This window comes from Pseudarthrobacter sp. NS4 (assembly GCF_024758005.1).
Lineage (GTDB): Bacteria > Actinomycetota > Actinomycetes > Actinomycetales > Micrococcaceae > Arthrobacter.
Genome location: NZ_CP103288.1, coordinates 2,157,886 through 2,175,884 on the forward strand (window position 1 = coordinate 2,157,886; position 17,999 = coordinate 2,175,884).

Sequence of the window (17,999 nt, forward strand, 5' to 3'; positions counted from 1 at the left end):
AGCTTACCCTTACCAGGGGCTCGGCTTGTAGTCCTTGAGGAACACGCCGTACTGGTCCTCACCGTTCTCGCCCATAACGATGGGATCGTAGACGCGGGCAGCGCCGTCCACAAGGTCAAGGGGCGCGTGGAAGCCTTCCTCCATGAGGCGCACCTTGGTGTAGTGCGGGCGTTCGTCGGTGATCCAGCCTGTGTCCACTGCGGTCATCAGGATGCCATCGGTCTCCAGCATCTCCTGGGCGCTGGTCCGCGTCATCATGTTGAGTGCCGCTTTTGCCATGTTGGTGTGCGGGTGGCCGGGTCCCTTGTAGGCCCGTGAAAACTGGCCCTCCATGGCCGAGACGTTCACGATGTACTTCCGGCGGGCGGTGGAACGCTTCATGGCGTCACGGAGCCGGCTCACCAGCAGGAACGGAGCCGTCACGTTGCAGAGCTGGACCTCGAGCATCTCCAGCGGATCCACCTCGTCCACTACCTGGGTCCAGCTGTTGATGGTGGCAAGGTCCGGCACCAGGCCGCCGGCGTCAATGGCCGTACCCGACGCGATCCTTTCAAGCGAGGCGGAGCCCGTGGACAGGGCCAGCGACGTGATCGCATCGCCGGCGAGCACCGGATGCTCCGTGACGCTTCCCGCCAGCGCCAGGGGATGCTTGTCGTGCGCATGGCCGAACGTCAGCAGCTCCGGACCGCCGTTGGCCTGCTCAAGGGCCGCCGGAAGCGGCCCGTCCTCGGCATCAACCAGGGGTTTATAGGCGTTGCCGGACCGGCGGACCGTCTGGGCGGCGTTGTTGATGATGATGTCCAGCGGGCCGGCCTCGTTGAGGGAATCGGTCAGGGCCATGACCTGCGCGGGGTCGCGCAGGTCGATGCCGACGATGCGGAGCCGGTGCAGCCATTCTCCGCTGTCCTCCATGGCCGCGAACCGGCGCGCGGCATCCTTGGGGAAGCGGGTGGTGATGGTGGTGTGGGCGCCGTCGCGGAGCAGCCGGAGCGCGATGTACATGCCGATCTTGGCGCGGCCCCCGGTGAGCAGTGCCCGGCGGCCGGTGAGGTCTGTGCGCGCATCACGCTTGCTGTGGCTGAAGGCGGCGCACTCCGGGCAGAGCTGGTGGTAGAAGGAGTCCACCTGGGTGTAGTGCTGCTTGCAGATGTAGCAGGGGCGGGACCGGATGAGGTGGCCCGCTACCTTGCCGGTGGCGGAGGTCGCAAGCTTGTTGCCCCGGGTCTCGTCATCAATGCGGTCAGGGGCGGCTGTGGCGGTCTGGGCGATGACCGCGCGGTCGGCTTCGGCGATGAGGTCGCGTTTAGTGACCCTGCGGTGCCTCTTGACGGCCTTGAACATTTTCCCGGTGGCCTGCCGCACCGAGACGTAGTCGGGATGCTCCTCGTCATAGGCGTGGATCGTGTTCAGGACCTTGAGGCAGGCCTGAATTTCCTCAGGGGTCAGATCGGGGGAGCTCATTAGGCTAATTTTACAGCCTGGAGCTACGGCTTAAGCGCGGCGCCGGCAGCACCCCGAGGGGTACCGCCGGCGCCAGGACGTATCCGTGACAGTTTAGGAAAACCGCATCCCGGGAACTGCATCGGCGGCAGCGGCAGCATGCGTCCGGGCCACCTTGTCCACGGATTCCCGGACATCCGGGTACTGCTCGGCGGCAGCCTTGACGGCGTTGGGAACCAGGTGCAGGTTCCTGGCGGACAGCTGCCGCTCCTCCTCGCCCGGTTCCGGCACCTCCTGGCCTTTGGAAAGAACGGTGATACCGGAGTCGGTGACCTTGAAGCCGCGCGCACGGTCAAGCTCCGCGTCGAGGCCGATCGCGGCGCCCGCGGGGATCTTCACCTTCTTGTCGATGATGGCACGGTTGATCACGGCCCCTTCGCCGACCTGGACCTTGTCCATCAGGACGGAGTCGATGACCCTGCTGCTGGTTGCGACGAAGACGTCATTGGAGAGGACGGAGCCTTCCACGACGCCGCCGGAGATGACCACGCCGCTGGAAACGATGGAATCCAGGGCCGTGCCCACAGTGTTGTTCTGTCCGCGTACGAGTTTGGCCGGCGGGGAGATGCTCTGGCGCGTGTAGATAGGCCATTGGGAGTTATAGAGGTTGAAGACCGGCAGCGGGGAGATCAGGTCCATGTGGGCATCGTAGAACGAGTCGATGGTTCCGACGTCGCGCCAGTAGGTGCGGTCACGCTCGGTGGAGCCGGGGATTTCGTTCAGCGTGAAGTCGTAGACGTCGGCCTCGCCCTGGTTGACGAAGTAGGGGATGATGTCGCCGCCCATGTCGTGCTTGGTGTCCAGCCGCTCCGCATCCACATGAAGTGCTGCCACCAGGGCGTCGGCGTCGAACACGTAGTTGCCCATGGAGGCCAGGAACTGGGAGGGATCTGCTGCCAGGCCCGGGGTGCTTGAAGGCTTTTCCACGAACGCCGCGATCTTCTGTTGATTGTTCTGGTCCACTTCGATGACACCGAACTGGTCCGCCATGTGCAGGGGCTGGCGTACCGCGGCAACAGTTGCCTTGGCGCCGCTGTTCACGTGCTGCGCCACCATCTGGGCAAAGTCCATGCGGTAGACGTGGTCGGCACCGACCACCACCACAATGTCCGGGTTGGCGTCATGGATGAGGTTCAAAGACTGGTAAATGGCGTTCGCGCTGCCGAGGAACCAGCTCTTGCCCACGCGCTGCTGCGCCGGAACCGAGGCCACGTAGTTGCCTAGCTGGGTGGACATGCGCCAGGTCTCGGAGATATGCCGGTCCAGGCTGTGCGACTTGTACTGGGTCAGGACAACAATCTGCAGGTAGCTGGAATTCACCAGGTTGGACAGGGCGAAGTCGATCAGGCGGTAACTCCCCGCGAAGGGGACCGCTGGTTTCGCACGGTCTGCCGTCAGTGGCATCAGCCTGTTTCCCTCGCCGCCGGCGAGGACAATGGCCAGGACTCTTTTGTTCAACGGCATAGTGGTCGCTCCTGTACGCCTTCGTAACTCCCCAAGACAGTCCGGCATGTCCGGACTCCTTCACACTAGAACAGTTATGCGTGAAGGACTACCTTGGGTCTTGTGCGAATAGACATTGTGACTAAAGAGTTTCCGCCGGAGATCTATGGTGGCGCAGGTGTCCACGTGGCCGAATTGAGCAGGGTGCTTAGCAAGCATGTTGACCTGCAGGTTCGTGCATTTGGGGCTCCCCGCGACGCCGACTATCATGGCGCGGCGGTGACGTCCTACTCGGTGCCGGAGGATCTCGGCTCGGCCAATGCAGCGGTTCAAACGTTGGGTGTGGACCTGCGGATCGTGCCGGACGTGGAAGGCGCGGACCTGGTCCATTCGCATACCTGGTACGCCAACATGGCCGGGCACCTCGCCTCGCTGCTGCACGGAATTCCGCACGTCCTCAGCGCCCACAGCCTGGAGCCGCTGCGTCCGTGGAAGGCAGAGCAGCTCGGCGGCGGGTATGCGCTCTCGTCCTGGGTGGAGAAAACCGCCTACGAAGCCGCGGCTGCCATCATCGCCGTTTCGGAGGGCATGCGGCAGGACATCCTGCGCAGCTACCCGGACGTCGATCCGGAAAAGGTCCGCGTGGTCCATAACGGCATCGACGTCGAACTATGGAACCGTGACGAAAATGACGACGCCGTCCGCGCCCTGGGCATCGACCCCGCCAAGCCGAGCGTGGTCTTCGTGGGCAGGAACACCCGCCAAAAGGGCGTTCCCTACCTCCTGCGCGCTGCTGCCAAGCTGCCCGACGACGTCCAGCTGGTCCTGTGCCTGGGTGCGGCAGACACGCCGGAACTTGCGGCAGATACCGCCCGCCTGATCGAGGACCTGCAAAGCCAGCGGACGGGCGTCGTGCTGATCGAGCGCATGCTGCCCCGCCACGAGCTGATCCAGGTGCTCAGCCACGCCACCGCCTTCGCCTGCCCCTCCATCTACGAACCGCTCGGCATCGTCAATCTCGAAGCCATGGCCTGCGGCGCCGCGGTAGTCGCCAGCGCCACGGGCGGCATTCCCGAGGTAGTGGAGCACGGACGGACGGGCCTGCTCGTGGACCTGGAACAGGTCACGGACGGCACCGGCACCCCGCTCGACCCGGACAAGTTCGTCAGCGAATTCGCCGCGGCACTGACCGAGGTCGTGTCGGATCCCGAGCGTGCCCGCGCCATGGGCCAGGCGGGACGGCTGCGCGCCGAGAAGCACTTCTCGTGGGAGTCCATCACGGAAACCACCCTCGAGGTGTACCGTTCGGTGCTGCCCGCGCAGGGCTGACCGCCGCTAAGGCGAGGACGACGACGGCGCCGCTTCCCTGGTGAGGGGAGCGGCGCCGTCGTCGTTTCTGCAGTCAGCGGACGTGGTCCAACGCCCGCCTGCCCGGCCGGGTCAGTTGTTCCGCCCGGCCGTTGTCCTCGCAATCACTACCTTTTCGTCCACCGGGGACTGGCCACTGGCCCGCTGGCGCCGGAAGTGGGCCCTGGCTTCGTCCTGGCGTGTCTTTTCGGCGCCGGTGGCGATGGAGGCCCGGACGTGGTCGTCGCCGTAACCGAAGGCATCCACCAGGTCCAGGGCGTGGGGGCGGATCTTCACCAGCAGCCGGTTGATGTATTCACCCACCGTGCGGCCCCGCTGCATGGAAAGGCGGCCGTTCATCAGATACCAGGACAGGTTTTTTTCGATCAGGGAAAGGCCGAAAAGATCGCGCAGCCACGTCAGGACCTTCCTGGTCCCGGGGTCGGTGACATCGCGCAGCGCGTCCGTGAACGCCTCCCACTGCAGCAGCTCGGCGTGCGCCTGGGCGGCGTCAATGAGCTCGTTCTGGTGCCGGTTGAACAGGGCCGCCCCCTGTTCCTGGGAAAGCCGGCTACTGCCCTTCAATGCGGCGCCGGTCTCGGCCACCATGGTCTGCACCCTGTCGGTCAGCAGTGCCCGCTGGCCTTCCTCGCTGCGCAGGGCTATGGCGGCTTTCTGTACCGACCCGTTGTCCGCCACGAACTGCGCCACCTGGCGCATCCCGGTGCGGTGGATGGCGACGCCGGTTGCCTGGCCCGCCACGTACCGGGCCAGCACGCCGAAATCGACTTTCCGGAATTCCTTGGCATAGTCAGCCAGGAGTCGCTTGGCCACCAGTTGCAGCAGGACGGTGTTGTCACCTTCGAAAGTGACGTAGACATCAAGGTCGGCCCGGAGTGAAGCGAAGCGGTTCTCGATCAGGAAGCCGGCGCCGCCGCATGCCTCACGGCATTCCTGCAGGGTGTCCAGCGCGTGCCACGTACTGAGGGGCTTGAGGGCCGCGGCAAGGGTTTCCAGGTCCTGGCGGTCCTCGTCTGTGTCATGCGCACCGGAGAAAACGTCATCGAACTTCTGCAGGAGCTGTTCATGGGCGAAACCGGCGGCATAGGTGGTGGCCAGGCGGGTGAACAGCCGGCGCTGGTGGCGCTGGTAGTCGAGCAGGACTTCTTCGTCCGTGTGCGAAGAGGCGTTGAACTGCCGGCGCTCGGTGGCGTACTGGATGGCCGCTTTCAAGGCAACCTTTGAAGCCGCAACAGCCGCACCGTCCAGTGAGACGCGGCCCTGGACCAGCGTCCCCAGCATCGTGAAGAAGCGTCGTCCCGGGCTGGCGATGGGCGAGGAGTATGTTCCGTCGGCGGCGACGTCACCGTAGCGGTTCAGGAGGTTGGTCCTGGGAACCCGGACGTGCGTGAAGTGGAGCCGGCCGTTGTCGATGCCGTTGAGCCCGCCCTTGACGCCGTCATCCTCACCGCCGATACCGGGAAGGAACTCCCTGGTTTCGGGGTCGCGGAGGTCCACGTAGAAGGCATGGACGCCGTGGTTGACGGCCCGCGTGATGAGCTGCGCGAACACCACGGCGCCCAGGCCGTCGGTAGCGGCATTGCCGATGTAGTCCTTCCAGGCAGCGCGGAAAGGAGTGTGGATCACGAACTCCTCGGCGGAGGGATCGTAGGTGGCCGTGGTGGCGATGCTGGCAACGTCGGACCCATGCCCGGTTTCCGTCATGGCGAAGCAGCCGGGGATCTCCAGGCTCATGATGCCCGGAAGCCACTTCGAGTGGTGTCCGGCCGTGCCCAGGTGCATCACCGCCGAACCGAAGAGGCCCCACTGCACGCCGGCCTTGATCTGCAGCGACGGATCGGCCACCACAAGCTCTTCGAAGCCGGCGATGTTCCCGCCATGGTCGTCGGAGCCGCCCAGCGCGGACGGAAAGGCACGATGGACTGCCTCGTTGTCCACGAGGTACTTCAGCTGGCCGAACACCCTTGTCCTGTGTTCGGTATGCGTCAGGCCCTCAATCTTGTGAAGTTCGGGGCGGGCGGCCAGGTCCCTCGACTGCAGCCGCACGGCGGCCCACTTGCCCAGGAGCTGCCGGCCCAGGACGTCGACATCGACGGCGGGCTGGTCTGGCCCGGCGACGGGGGAGGGCGTGGTCGAGGGGCTCGGCCCTTTGCCGGCGGGACGGTCCACTACTTCAGTCATGTCAATATCCTTCTGTGGTGCTGACAGGCGGCCTGTGGTGCATTGGTACTTACGGGCTGCGTCCGGCTGGACGTTGGACGCGGCCCTCTTTAGGGGAATGGGCGGCAGTCCGTCAGATACGGACGGCCGGCGAAAGTTCGGGGGCTATCCCCACGCAGAGCCATGCGGTGATCTGCAGTGCCATGGCTTCCTGTCCGGGCTTGGCGGGGGAGTCAGGAGTGCTGAGCCATTGCTCGCCCGCGTTCCGGACCAACCCGATTGCAGCTTTGGGCCAATAGCCGATTACTGCTTCCTTGCCATCACCCAAATGGGACCGCATTGGAGTGGCGATCATGTCCGCTACGGCATCGAAGAAATGGCCCAGTGCGCCGGACACTGCACCTGAGCTGGGAGTATCTCCCGTATCCCCGGCCGCGGAGCGGGTGACAAAGGTGTACACGTTGGGACTCGTGGCGGCCATCTGCAGGTAGGCCGACACCATGGCGAGCAGCCCTTCACGCGGTGTCAGCGCGCTCTGCGCCGCCTCCAGGATGCGCCGCTGCATCTGGCTCAGGACTACCTCACCCACAGCCTGCTGGAGTCCCGACTTGTCACCAAAATAGCGATAGAAGACGGACTTGGACGTCCCTGCTGCTGCGGCAATCTCCTCCATGGAAGCGTCACTTCCGAGCGTATGCACTGCACGCCGCGCCTGCTTGATCAGCTCCCGCCGCCGCTCCTCCCGGTGGCTTTGCCAACGCGATGAACGGCCATCAGGCCCTGGGCTGGTGGAGGGCACGTCAAGTCCGGTTCCCGAAGTGTTCACGATACCCAGCGTATCAGGTACGCTGGGTATCGGTAACCGCACGTGACCAGAGGAGACAGCCATGTCCATTGACGGACAGTCCATTGCCGGCCCCGGAGAATCAGGCGCCGCAGCCGCTTCAGTCCCTGCTCCGCGCAGGGCGGTGGTTGTAGGAGGGAACAGGATTCCTTTCGCCCGCGCCGGTAGTTCCTACGCCAAGTCCTCCAACCAGGACATGCTGACAGCTGCCCTGGACGGCCTGATTGCACGCTTTGGCCTGCAGGATGAGCGGATGGGGGAGGTGGCAGCCGGTGCTGTCCTCAAACACTCCCGGGACTTCAACCTCACCCGGGAGGCAGTACTTGGTTCGGCGCTGTCCGCCGAGACCCCGGCTTACGACCTTCAGCAGGCGTGCGCCACGGGACTGGAGACGGTGGTGGGGCTCGCGAACAAAATCAAGCTGGGCCAGATCGATTCCGCCATTGCCGGCGGCGTGGACTCTGCCTCTGACGCCCCTGTTGTGGTGAGCGAAGGACTGCGCGAAGTCATCCTTGACCTCAACCGCGCCAAGACCCTTCCGCAGCGGCTTCAGATCCTCAGCCGCCTGCGGCCCAAAGATCTGGCTCCGCTGGCGCCCGGCACAGCAGAGCCCAGAACTGGCCTCTCCATGGGGGAACACCAGGCCCTGACGACTGCCCAGTGGAAGGTTTCCCGTGAGGCGCAGGACGAAGTGGCCCTCAACAGCCACCGCAACCTTGCTGCCGCATACGAGTCCGGGTTCTTCGATGACCTCATGACGCCCTACCGGGGGCTGGCGAGGGACGGCAACCTGCGCGCCGACACTTCCATGGAAAAACTCGCCGCCCTGAAGCCCGTCTTCGGCAAGAGCCTGGGAGCGGAGGCGACCATGACGGCCGGCAACTCCACACCCCTGACGGACGGCGCCTCGACGGTGCTGCTGGCCTCGGACGAATGGGCTGATGCCCGCGACCTGCCCAAGCTGGCGGCCGTGGTGGACGCCGAAGCCGCGGCGGTGGACTTTGTGCATGGCAAGGACGGGCTGCTCATGGCGCCTGTCTTCGCGGTGCCCAGGCTGCTGGCACGGCACAACCTCACGTTGGCGGACATCGACTTCTTCGAAATCCACGAAGCGTTCGGCGCCACTGTGCTCAGTACGCTGGCCGCGTGGGAGGACGAGGAATTCGGGCGGACGCGCCTTGGCCTGGATGGGGCCTTCGGCAAAGTCGACCGCGCACGCCTCAACGTCAACGGATCCTCCCTGGCGGCAGGCCATCCTTTCGCCGCCACCGGCGGCAGGATTGTGGCCACGCTGGCCAAGCTCCTCCACGCCAAAGGCAGCACCGGCGGCCGCCCGGCACGGGGACTGGTCTCGGTCTGTGCGGCCGGCGGCCAGGGCGTCGTCGCGATTCTCGAATCACTGTAAGGGGGCACTGATGACAGACAAATATGCTCAGTTGGTGAACCAGGGCCTGGGCCGGAACGTGGCCAGGAAGCTGGGTTTGCCGCAGCCGGCGGTGCTGCGCCGCTACGAGCAGGGTCAACCGTTGATCACCGGACCAGTTGTGGTCCAGGGGGACTCGCCGGCGGCGGACAAGCTGGCCGCCGAACTGCTGTCGTGGGACCTTGACGTCCGTCGGCATGCAGTCCCACGGGAAAAACTTGGCGCCATCATCCTGGTTTTGGACGAGGTGGAACGGCCGGAAGACCTCGAAAAGCCGGTCCTTGCCGCGGCGGGATCGCTGCGCGACCTGGGCCCGGGTGCCAGGGTGCTGGCAGTCTCCCGGCCCGCTTCGGAGGCCGGTTCTCCAGCCGCCGCCGCTGCCCGGCAGGGTGTAGACGGGTTCCTGCGCTCGCTGGCCAAGGAACTCCGTGCCGGTGCCACCGGGAACGGCATCCTCCTCGGCGCGGGTGTGCAGTCCACCAGTCCTTCTGCACTGGCCGCTGTCAGGTTCTTCCTTTCGGGCCGTTCGGCCTTCGTCGACGGCCAGTTCCTGACCGTTTCCAGCACTGCGGGAGTGCTGCCGGACGATTTCGAAACCCCGTTGGCCGGCAAGGTTGCCGTAGTGACCGGCGCAGCCCGCGGGATTGGTGCGCAGATCGCAAGGACCCTCCACCGCGACGGCGCAACGCTGGTCCTGGTTGACCTGCCGGCTGCCGGCGACCATCTTGCGGCAGTGGCCAACGAGGTGAAGGGTACCGCCCTGCAGTTGGACATCAGCCGGGAAGACGCAGGCCAACGAATCATGGAGCACGCCGTACAGCGGCACGGGCGACTGGACATTATGGTCCACAACGCGGGGATCACCCGGGACAAGCTGCTCGCCAACATGGACCACGCGCGGTGGAGTTCAGTCATCGACATCAATATCGCCGCACAGCTCCGGATCAACGAGGCGCTCCTCGCATCTGAACACTTCGGGCCGGCAGCACGTATTGTTTCTGTTGCCTCCACCAGTGGTATCGCCGGCAACAGGGGGCAAACCAACTATGCGGCGTCCAAGGGGGGAGTGATGGGTATGGTCCGGGCAACCGCCCCACTTCTGTCCGCATCCGGTGGCACCATCAATGCCGTAGCGCCTGGGTTCATCGAAACCGAGATGACGGAACGGATTCCGTTTGCCCTCCGGGAGATCGCCCGCCGGGCGAACTCCCTGCAGCAGGGCGGCAGGCCGTCCGACGTCGCGGAGACCATCGCCTTCCTGGCCAGCGACGCTGCCGGCGGAATCAACGGCGAGGTGCTGCGGGTCTGCGGGCAGAACATGGTGGGGGCATGACACCCGTACAGCCGGTCATCCTCGGGGAAATGCCGTCACTGTCCAAGCTGTACGTCAACGCCGCCGCCCAGGCGGCGCGGCGCAGGCTGCTGGGCCCGCACGACCCGTCCGTTCTTCCGGCGGAAGGCCACGAGGTCCGTGGGGTCACCGTGGATGTCGCCAACCTGACCGCCTACCAGCACCTGCTGGGTGAAACCGCCAGCGACGTCCTCCCTGCCGGCTTTATCCATGCCCTGGCCTTTCCACTTGCCATGAGCGTGATGAACCGGGACGACTTCCCGCTGCCCCTGCTTGGCATGATCCATCTGCGCAACAGCGTGGAGCAACGGTCCCCGGTGCTTTTCACTGACGCCCTGGATATCACTGCCAGGGTGGAGAATCTCCGAGGGCACCGCGCCGGCACCCAGGTGGACGTCGTTGCGGAGGTCCGGCCGGCGGGAACGGTGGATATTTGCTGGCTGGGAATTTCCACGTACCTTGCCAAGGGCGTCTTCCTGCCCGGAATCGACAAGCCGTCTCCGGTTCCGGAGAGAAGCGAGTTTAAGGCGCCGGATCCCACCGCTGTGTGGCAGCTGGGCGTCGACGCGGGCCGGGCTTATGCAGTCGTATCCGGCGATTTCAACCCGATCCACCTCAGCGTGCTGTCAGCAAAAGCCCTCGGGATGCGGCGCTCCATTGCCCATGGTATGTACCTTGCGTCCCGGGCGCTCGCGGACGTGGGATCTGTCCGCGGTGATTCCTTCGCCTGGGATGTCGACTTCGACTCACCGGTGTTCCTTCCCTGCCGGGTCGCCCTGGAAATCAGCAGCGACCAGGGTTTGTCGGGCACGTGGAAGCGTTCCGACTTCGTTGCCTGGAACCCCAGGTCGGGCCGCCGTCATTTCAGCGGTTCGGTCACTGCTCTTTAGTTAACCGGCCGGACAGCCCGCAGGATGCGGTGGAGGCTGAGCAGGATCGATTCCGACACCGGGACCGTTCCCTGCTCGGTTTCCCTGGCGGCGGTGGCAGCCATGCAGGCTTCCACCGCCGCACGGGCCGCTTCGAAACGCTCCCGCTGCTCCGGTTCGTCGGTATCGCTGTAAGAATGCAGCAGCTCCCCGGTGGCCGTGATGGCATCGCCCAGGGGACCGCTGTCCTGCATGGGCACGGCGTAAGGAACCTCGCTGCCCCAGATCACATCAGACAGTACATCCGTCATGTCCTGGATGTGGAAGGTCACCCGTTCCAGCTCGCGCAGGTTGCGGTAGTCCAGGTCGATGTCACGTGGGTGCAGCTTCCGGCGGGGGTTCGCCCGGCGGCTTGCGTCCGCCTCGTTGACCAGGTGCCGAACGGACCGGGCCGCCGAAGCAAGTTCGTCGGAACGCAGTGACCACTCCTCGTGCTCCGGGGGCCACTCCTCCTTGAGCGCCGTCCCCATGTCTGTCAGCTGCCTGCCCAGCGCGCGGCGCAGGTCATCCAGGCTGGCTGCGGCTGCGTTGAGGTGCAGCGGCGGAAATATCAGGAAGTTGACCGTGATACCCACGGCCACGCCCGCCCCCATCTGCACCAGGTACCCGAACGAGAAATCGTCCGCGTTGCTGCCACCTACCAGCAGAACCAGCAGGGCCGCCGTCGGAATCCAATCACTGCCTGAGCCGATGTGTGGAAGCCCGCCCAGCAGGACCCCGATGCCCATGAAGATCGCCACGGTGAGCGGGGTGGGATCCGTTATGTTGACCAGCGCAACGGCGAGCCCAATGCCCAGTGCCAGCCCGGTAAGCGCCTGCAGTCCCTGGCGCACGGATCCGGCGACGTTGTGGTACATCGCCACCAGGGCGCCCAAAGGGGCGTAGTAGGGGTAGTCCGCCGCCACCCCGGGCATGAGCGGTGCGATCAGGAAAGCCAGGCCGGCCGCCAGGGCCGCCTTCGCGGCGAGCTGGAGGCGCCGGGCCGCGAATGCCGCTGACAGTCCTGTGACTGTCTGTTTGAGAAACCGGGTCCCCCTGGCCCACCGGACGTCCGGACGTGCTTGAGAATTGCCCATCCGCCCAACCTTAGGTGGCCGATCCTTTCAGGACAACACTGCTGGTCAGGAGGTCATAGACCCCGGGGAAAGGGGGAACTACGCTGATTCTGCGGCCGAGCGGCGCACCTCGGCAGCCAGCCGGTGGGCCTTTCCGGGGGTCCGTCCTTCCTCCTGCCGCCGCGGGATGTAGCCAAAGCCCAGTGCGTAGGCGGGATCGGCGAAGCCCAACGCGGCGTTGGCCCCTTCATGGCCGAAGGCGCGATGGCTTCCGAAGTTGCGCGAGGGGTGCGGCTTCATGAAGACGACGGCGAAAGCGTTGTCCAGCCCGGAGGAACGGTCCAGTCCCCACACTTGCTCCCGTGACATGATTTCGATCGTTTGGGGGGTGAGGAAAGGGCTTCCACCTTCCACGCCGGTAGTTGCGGCGGCATACAGCCGGGCCAGTCCCTCAGCGGACCCCACGCCTCCGGCTGCTGACATTCCTGCGGAGCGGACGGCCGGGATGTTGGGAAGCTCCATGATGCCGCTGACGGGTGCATTGCTGTTCAGGCCCTCCAGGCTGAGCGGATCCCCCATGGCTGGTCCGGGGCGTCCTGGTAGAGGACGTCCCGATAGCGGGGTTCCAGCTCTTCGGGCAGGCCGAGGAAGAAGTCGACGCCCTCCGGCTTTCGGATCCGCCGCTCATAGACGCTTTGGAGTGATTCCCCAGCCGTCCGGCGGCAGAGTTCTTCCATGATGATGCCGATGGTAAGGGCGTGGTAGCCGAACTGCCGGCCCGGGTGCCAGATGGGGCGGGCGGCCGCGAGTCGGGCGGCGGCGGCCGGCGTGGTGAACTCTCATCCAGGCCGAAACCACCCTCCAGCCCCACGAGTCCGGCCTGGTGGGAGAGTGCTTCTCGGACCAGGAGCCGGTCCTTGCCATGCTCGGCGAACTCAGGCCAGTAATGCGCCACCTTCCCGTCGAGATCCAGCAGGCCGTCCTGGACCAGCAGGGCGATCACCATGGCCGCCACGCCTTTGGAACAGGAGTACGCACCCGTAACGGTGTCCGGGGTCATGCCAGGACCGCCGGTGAGGCCTACCACCCGCTCTCCGCGGTGATAAGCGGCAAGCTGGGCGCTGTAGCCCGCATCTTCCGCCAGGAAGGATTCGAACAGTTCCAGCACGTTTTCGTATCCGGGCGCTACGTAGCCTTGAGAAGTCTGCACTTTGCCAGTTTACCGAGAAAGCGTTTCCCCCTACCTTTGCGGGCCGTGTCCGGCTGCCACCTCTTCGCCTTGCCTGACCGGTCCCGGAGGGGTTCCGTCCCCGAACGGCCTGCCGCCGAGTGATTCCCGGGCATGGTCCTCGAGCCAACCGCCCAGGTCGGGGCCGGCAGGGACGATGCCGGTGGGGTTGATGTCCTCGTGGACAATGTAATAGTGCTGCTTGATCTGTACGAAGTCGGTGGTGTCGCCAAAACCCGGTGTCTGGAAAAGATCCCGTGCGTAACCCCACAAAGCGGGCATCTCACTCAGTTTCTGCCGGTTGCACTTGAAGTGGCCGTGGTAGACGGCATCGAACCTGGCCAGGGTAGTGAAAAGTCGGACGTCGGCCTCGGTGATGGTGTCGCCCACCAGATAGCGCTGGCGGGACAGCCGCTCTTCCAGCCAGTCCAGGGCTGCCCAGAGTCGCCCGTAAGCGGAATCGTAGGCCTCCTGTGAACCGGCGAAGCCGCAGCGGTACACACCGTTGTTGACCTCCGCGAAAACCCTCTTATTCACCTGATCGATCTCTTCGCGAAGGTGCTCCGGGTAGAGCTGTGGCGCGCCGGGCCGGTGGAGTTCCGTCCATTCTGTGGAAAAGTCGAGGGTGATCTGCGGGAAATTGTTGGTCACCACGGCGCCGCTGGACACCTCGACGATCGCCGGGACGGTGATACCTCGGGGATAGCCGGGGAAGCGCTTGAAATACGCTTCCTGCAGTCGTTCAATGCCGAGGACGGGGTCCACACCGCCGGGATCAAGGTCGAAGGTCCACGAGCGTGAGTCATGGGTGGGGCCGGGCTGGCCTAGGGAAATGGCGTCGTCCAGGCCCAGCAGCCGGCGAACGATAACGGCCCTGTTCGCCCAGGGGCATGCCCTCGCTGCGATGAGGCGGTAACGTCCCGGTTCCACCGGCCAACCGGGTTCGCCGTTATCGCCCGGCCTGCCGTCCCTGGTGATGCGGTCCTCGATGTAGTTCGTGTCGCGGGTAAATTCCGCACCGCCCTTTACATAGGCGCCGCGGGTGCTGTGTTCGGCCGCCTTACCGTCTGCGGCCTGCTGGATGCTGTCGGTTTCCTGGCTCATGGCACAAGCCTATGCGCCGCGGAGCAGGATCAGGGAGATCGGCTGCCACGCTACCAGCCAGGACCCGGTGACCAGGCCCGCAAACAAAGTGATCCAGATGGCCGAAGGCACGGCAGTGGCCCGGTACAGCAGATAGGCGTCGGACGTTGGAAGCCGGTCCCTCCTGCGGAGGTGGACGTGTGTCAGTTTGAGCAGGTCCCGAACGGCCCCCACCAGCAGTGCCAGGCCAAGGATGACCGCCACATGCCCGACGAAAGCGTCCGGCACCAGGAGGATCAGGGCGAGCGCGGCGACAATTGCGGAGGCAGTAATGAGGAAGCCTGCCACGTTGCGGAGGAAAAGCAGTGAAGCAGACAAGGCCACCGCGCTGCCCGCGATGGCTGCCGGCCCCCACCCGTTGAATCCGCACACCACGAATGCGGCACCGACGAGAGCAGGCACCGGATATCCCCAAAAACACGACCATGCGGCAGCAAGCCTGCTCCGGCTGTAGCTCGTAGTGGTCCCCGAGTGGTCAAGGCGCAGACGTATCCCCGACAACCGCTGCCCGGTTGTAAGGGCGGCAAAGGCGTGGCCCATCTCGTGGACCGCCGTGGCAAGCAGGCCGAAGTATTTCCAGGAGCGCCGGGGGATTGAAAGAACAGTTGCTGTCAGGACCGCCAGCAGGAGTTCCGGAAAGGTGATGACGGGAAGATCTGTGCGGTGGAAGGATTCGACCAGTGCCCGCCAGACATCTCCGGGTATGTTCATTCGCTCCTCCGGGAACGCGCGTGGTCACTCGTAGCCATTGCGGTCAACGCTACTGGGGGTGGGCGATGCTTAAAGCCGAAAGGCACGCCGGCCTGCAGCGTGCCTTTAGATCCGGCGGAGCTGCGGACTTCTCCGCAGCACCAGGTCGGCTGTGTTTACTAGCCCTCGCACTCGGTGCAGTAGCTGTGGCCATCCTTCTGGCGGGCAATCTGGGACCGGTGACGGACCAGGAAGCAGGAGTAGCAGGTGAATTCGTCCTCAGCCTGCGGAATGACCTGCACCACGAGTTCCTCGGCGACGAATTCGCCACCAGGGACGCCTGCGCCGTCGAGCCCGTCAGCCTCATCCAGTTCAAGGACAACGCTGCGCGCGTCGGGAGCATTTGCTGACTGGAGCTGCTCGAGTGAGTTGTCCTGCGATTCCTTGACGTCGGAACGCAGTTCGTCGTAATCGGTTGCCACTTTGGGTGCTTCTCTTTTCTTTGGTTCGCCTGTCGCGTATGAAACGTACAGCATCAGGCGGGTATTCCCCAATAGGCGGAGTATATTTGCCGCCGCCTGGGTAAAGGTTCAAGGAGGCGGGGCACAGGTTTATCAGGCTATTGTGGCCGCACGAGCAGCGGAGGCGCGGCAAACGGCGCGGTCTCCGCCCGAGTTGAAGGGGCGTTTGTGGAACAGCTCACTGCAGAGTTCGGTGGTGCCGGGCAGGTTGGCACAGGTGTGGGACCGGTGCTGGAAAAGTTCGATGCCGTATCCAGGATAGTTGTGCTGCGCGGTGGCGGACTGGGTGACTTGATTTTCGCAATCCCCGCGATGGCCGCGCTTAGGGCCGCTTATCCCGATGCGGCCATCACGCTCCTGGGTACCCCTATACATAAGGCATTGCTTGCGGCTGTTAAGAGTCCGGTGGACGAAGTGTGCGTCCTGCCGTTCTCCGAAGGCGTCCGGCCGGGAAGCGAAGACCCCGCGGAACTGGACGCATTTTTCGAGGAGATGAGGGCGCGCAGATTCGACCTCGCCGTTCAGGTTCACGGCGGCGGCCGGTATTCAAACCCTTTCCTGCTGCGGCTGGGCGCACGGCACACCGTGGGTACCCGGACGGCTGACGCCGCCAGCCTGGAACGGACCGTCCCGTACCTCTACTACCAGCACGAGCCCCTGCGGGCGGTGGAAGTGGCTGGTTTTGCCGGCGCTTTTCCGGTTGACTTGGAAGCGCGGCTCGAGCCTGTTGAAGGGCTGCGCCAGGGTGCTGCCGTGACGGACGACGACGGCGGGCAGCCCCTCGTGGTGATCCATCCCGGCGCAACGGATCCCCGCCGTCGTTGGCCGGCTGAGCGGTTTGCTGAACTTGCTGCCACGTGCGCCGCTGACGGCTGCCGGGTGGTGATCGATCGTCGGGGACAAGAGTGAGCAGGAGCTCGCGGACCGGATTACCGGCATGGCGGAATCAGGTGCTGTTCATTCCGTGGCAGGCGAACAGGACATGCCCGGCCTCGTGGCGCTGTTGGCGGACGCGGCCGTGGTGGTGGGAAATGACAGTGGCCCCCGCCATCTGGCACAGGCGCTCGGGGTGCCCACCGTAGGCATCTTTTGGGCAGGAAACGTCATCAACGCAGGAGCATTGGGCAGAAGCCTCCACCGCATCCACGCATCGTGGGTGACGGCTTGCCCCACCTGCGGGATAGACGTCACGCAGGTTGGCTGGACAGCGCCCCGTTGTCCGCACGACGACTCGGTGGTGGCCGGGATCCCGGTGCCTGATGTGTACGAGGACGTCCGAAGTCTTGTGGCCACCGGAGCCGCTAAGCAGGATGCATGAGCGGCGGGGGAGCCTTGGAGAGTGCAGGCAACAACAGCCTGATCGATGGAAAGCCCGAGCTTCTGGTCCTGCGCGCCCTAAAGCTGGGTGATCTGCTGGTTGCAGTGCCCGCGCTGAAGGCGCTTCGCCGGACGTTCCCGGAACACCGGCTCAGGTATGCAGCCCAGGGTTGGCTTTCGGAGGCGCTGGGCCTGGTGGGGGGCTATGAGCTGCTGCCCACGCACGGTCTTGACGAACCGCTGGCCATGGATCCGGGCGTGGTGGACGTTGCCGTTAACCTGCACGGCAGCGGTCCCGAGAGCCAGGGACGGATTGAAGCCCTCAAAGCGCGGCACACCATAGGGCATCGAAGCCAGTACCGGGACGGGCCGCCCTGGCGCCCGGAACTGCATGAACGGGAACGGTGGGTCCGGCTCCTGGAGTGGCACGGCATCGAAGCGGACCCGCTTGATGTCCGGCTGAACAAGCCGCACCTCCCCAGTCCCGTTCCCGGTGCCACTGTCCTCCATGTGGGGGCGGCATACGGCAGCCGGCTTTGGCCTGCCGAACGGTTCGCGGCCGTCGCAGCGGCCCTGGCCGGAGCCGGACACAACATCGTCTTCACGGGAGGCAGTTCCGAAAAGGACCGGGCTGAAGACGTTTGCGGCCGTGCCGGGCTGCCGCCGGAGGCCGTGCACGCCGGGCACCTTTCGCTGGGGGAGTTCGCAGCCACCATTGCCGCCGCCCGGCTGGTGGTCTCGGCCGACACCGGAGCCGCGCACCTGGCATCTGCGTACGGTACACCGTCGGTTGTGCTGTTTGGGCCTGCTCCACCCGAGATCTGGGGACCGCCGCCGGGGCCGCATGTTGTCCTGACCCAGGCTGGGCTGCGGCGGGGTGACACGTTCTCAGACAAGCCGGATCCGGCGCTGTTGGCAGTCACTGTGCAGGATGTCCTGGCTGCTGTCCGGGAGTTGGATTTGTTTTAGCCAAAGGGTGCATCAAGGCGCCTGAAGCCTAAAATGGAGGCATGGGCACGGAGATGGC

Annotated in this window: 13 protein-coding genes and 2 pseudogenes; 6 read left to right on the top strand and 9 right to left on the bottom strand. The window is 65.2% G+C overall.

Annotation, left to right across the window (positions count from 1 at the left end):
- Positions 1–9: 9 nt before the first annotated feature.
- Both NXY83_RS10120 and glgC read right to left on the bottom strand, forming a co-directional pair.
- On the bottom strand, positions 10–1,461 hold the full coding sequence (locus tag NXY83_RS10120) for an SDR family oxidoreductase (RefSeq protein ID WP_258805974.1): 1,452 nt from the start codon (positions 1,459–1,461) through the stop codon (positions 10–12).
- A gap of 93 nt (positions 1,462–1,554) precedes the next feature.
- Entirely contained in the window at positions 1,555–2,964 is a 1,410-nt protein-coding gene (gene glgC, locus NXY83_RS10125; protein WP_258805975.1) for a glucose-1-phosphate adenylyltransferase, read from the bottom strand.
- Positions 2,965–3,066: 102 nt separating this feature from the next.
- On the opposite strand from glgC, the gene glgA reads away from it, so the two are divergent.
- On the top strand, positions 3,067–4,272 hold the full coding sequence (gene glgA, locus NXY83_RS10130; protein ID WP_258805976.1) for a glycogen synthase: 1,206 nt from the start codon (positions 3,067–3,069) through the stop codon (positions 4,270–4,272).
- Between the two features lie 111 nt (positions 4,273–4,383).
- Here glgA and NXY83_RS10135 read toward each other — a convergent pair whose 3' ends face one another.
- On the bottom strand, positions 4,384–6,492 hold the full coding sequence (locus tag NXY83_RS10135) for an acyl-CoA dehydrogenase (protein ID WP_258805977.1): 2,109 nt from the start codon (positions 6,490–6,492) through the stop codon (positions 4,384–4,386).
- Between the two features lie 112 nt (positions 6,493–6,604).
- Positions 6,605–7,297 (bottom strand): TetR/AcrR family transcriptional regulator, encoded by a 693-nt coding sequence (locus NXY83_RS10140; protein ID WP_397427585.1) that lies wholly within the window; start codon positions 7,295–7,297, stop codon positions 6,605–6,607.
- A gap of 61 nt (positions 7,298–7,358) precedes the next feature.
- Between NXY83_RS10140 and NXY83_RS10145 the strand changes: the two genes are divergently transcribed.
- Genes NXY83_RS10145 through NXY83_RS10155 form a run of 3 tightly spaced genes read left to right on the top strand, consistent with a single transcriptional unit; the run spans position 7,359 to position 10,979 of the window.
- A complete protein-coding gene (locus NXY83_RS10145) occupies positions 7,359–8,720 on the top strand; it encodes an acetyl-CoA C-acetyltransferase (protein ID WP_258805979.1) in 1,362 nt (453 codons plus the stop codon).
- Positions 8,721–8,730: 10 nt separating this feature from the next.
- On the top strand, positions 8,731–10,071 hold the full coding sequence (locus tag NXY83_RS10150; RefSeq protein WP_258805980.1) for a 3-oxoacyl-ACP reductase: 1,341 nt from the start codon (positions 8,731–8,733) through the stop codon (positions 10,069–10,071).
- Complete coding sequence (locus tag NXY83_RS10155; RefSeq protein WP_258805981.1) at positions 10,068–10,979, top strand: MaoC/PaaZ C-terminal domain-containing protein; 912 nt, start codon at positions 10,068–10,070, stop codon at positions 10,977–10,979. Before NXY83_RS10150 ends, NXY83_RS10155 begins: the two co-directional genes overlap by 4 nt.
- Here NXY83_RS10155 and NXY83_RS10160 read toward each other — a convergent pair.
- The 5 genes and pseudogenes from NXY83_RS10160 to NXY83_RS10180 form a co-directional block, all read right to left on the bottom strand.
- Positions 10,976–12,094: an FUSC family protein gene (locus NXY83_RS10160; protein ID WP_258805982.1), complete on the bottom strand. Its 1,119-nt coding sequence runs from the start codon at positions 12,092–12,094 to the stop codon at positions 10,976–10,978. The two genes, NXY83_RS10155 and NXY83_RS10160, sit on opposite strands and share 4 nt — an antisense overlap.
- A 78-nt stretch (positions 12,095–12,172) precedes the next feature.
- Positions 12,173–13,283: pseudogene (locus tag NXY83_RS21070) on the bottom strand (serine hydrolase domain-containing protein).
- Positions 13,284–13,313: 30 nt separating this feature from the next.
- Entirely contained in the window at positions 13,314–14,405 is a 1,092-nt protein-coding gene (locus tag NXY83_RS10170; protein ID WP_258805983.1) for a glutathione S-transferase family protein, read from the bottom strand.
- Positions 14,406–14,414: 9 nt separating this feature from the next.
- The gene (locus NXY83_RS10175) at positions 14,415–15,155 is read right to left on the bottom strand and encodes a M50 family metallopeptidase (protein ID WP_258805988.1); all 741 of its coding nucleotides are present in this window, start codon (positions 15,153–15,155) and stop codon (positions 14,415–14,417) included.
- Positions 15,156–15,313: 158 nt separating this feature from the next.
- A complete protein-coding gene (locus tag NXY83_RS10180) occupies positions 15,314–15,616 on the bottom strand; it encodes a DUF4193 domain-containing protein (protein WP_066275770.1) in 303 nt (100 codons plus the stop codon).
- Between the two features lie 207 nt (positions 15,617–15,823).
- Between NXY83_RS10180 and NXY83_RS10185 the strand changes: the two are divergent.
- Together NXY83_RS10185 and NXY83_RS10190 are read left to right on the top strand one after the other, a co-directional pair.
- Positions 15,824–16,973, top strand: a pseudogene (locus NXY83_RS10185) (glycosyltransferase family 9 protein).
- Positions 16,970–17,941, top strand: coding sequence for a glycosyltransferase family 9 protein (locus NXY83_RS10190; protein WP_258805990.1), 972 nt, complete (start codon positions 16,970–16,972; stop codon positions 17,939–17,941). Before NXY83_RS10185 ends, NXY83_RS10190 begins: the two are co-directional and overlap by 4 nt.
- The last annotated feature ends 58 nt before the right edge of the window (positions 17,942–17,999 follow it).

Bases quoted from the DNA above. Each gene is read 5' to 3' on its own strand.
- NXY83_RS10120 (WP_258805974.1), bottom strand. From the start codon at position 1,461: ATGAGCTCCCCCGATCTGACCCCTGAGGAAATTCAGGCCTGCCTCAAG.
- glgC (WP_258805975.1), bottom strand. From the start codon at position 2,964: ATGCCGTTGAACAAAAGAGTCCTGGCCATTGTCCTCGCCGGCGGCGAG.
- NXY83_RS10135 (WP_258805977.1), bottom strand. From the start codon at position 6,492: ATGACTGAAGTAGTGGACCGTCCCGCCGGCAAAGGGCCGAGCCCCTCG.
- NXY83_RS10145 (WP_258805979.1), top strand. From the start codon at position 7,359: ATGTCCATTGACGGACAGTCCATTGCCGGCCCCGGAGAATCAGGCGCC.
- NXY83_RS10150 (WP_258805980.1), top strand. From the start codon at position 8,731: ATGACAGACAAATATGCTCAGTTGGTGAACCAGGGCCTGGGCCGGAAC.
- NXY83_RS10155 (WP_258805981.1), top strand. From the start codon at position 10,068: ATGACACCCGTACAGCCGGTCATCCTCGGGGAAATGCCGTCACTGTCC.
- NXY83_RS10160 (WP_258805982.1), bottom strand. From the start codon at position 12,094: ATGGGCAATTCTCAAGCACGTCCGGACGTCCGGTGGGCCAGGGGGACC.
- NXY83_RS10170 (WP_258805983.1), bottom strand. From the start codon at position 14,405: ATGAGCCAGGAAACCGACAGCATCCAGCAGGCCGCAGACGGTAAGGCG.
- NXY83_RS10175 (WP_258805988.1), bottom strand. From the start codon at position 15,155: ATGAACATACCCGGAGATGTCTGGCGGGCACTGGTCGAATCCTTCCAC.
- NXY83_RS10190 (WP_258805990.1), top strand. From the start codon at position 16,970: ATGAGCGGCGGGGGAGCCTTGGAGAGTGCAGGCAACAACAGCCTGATC.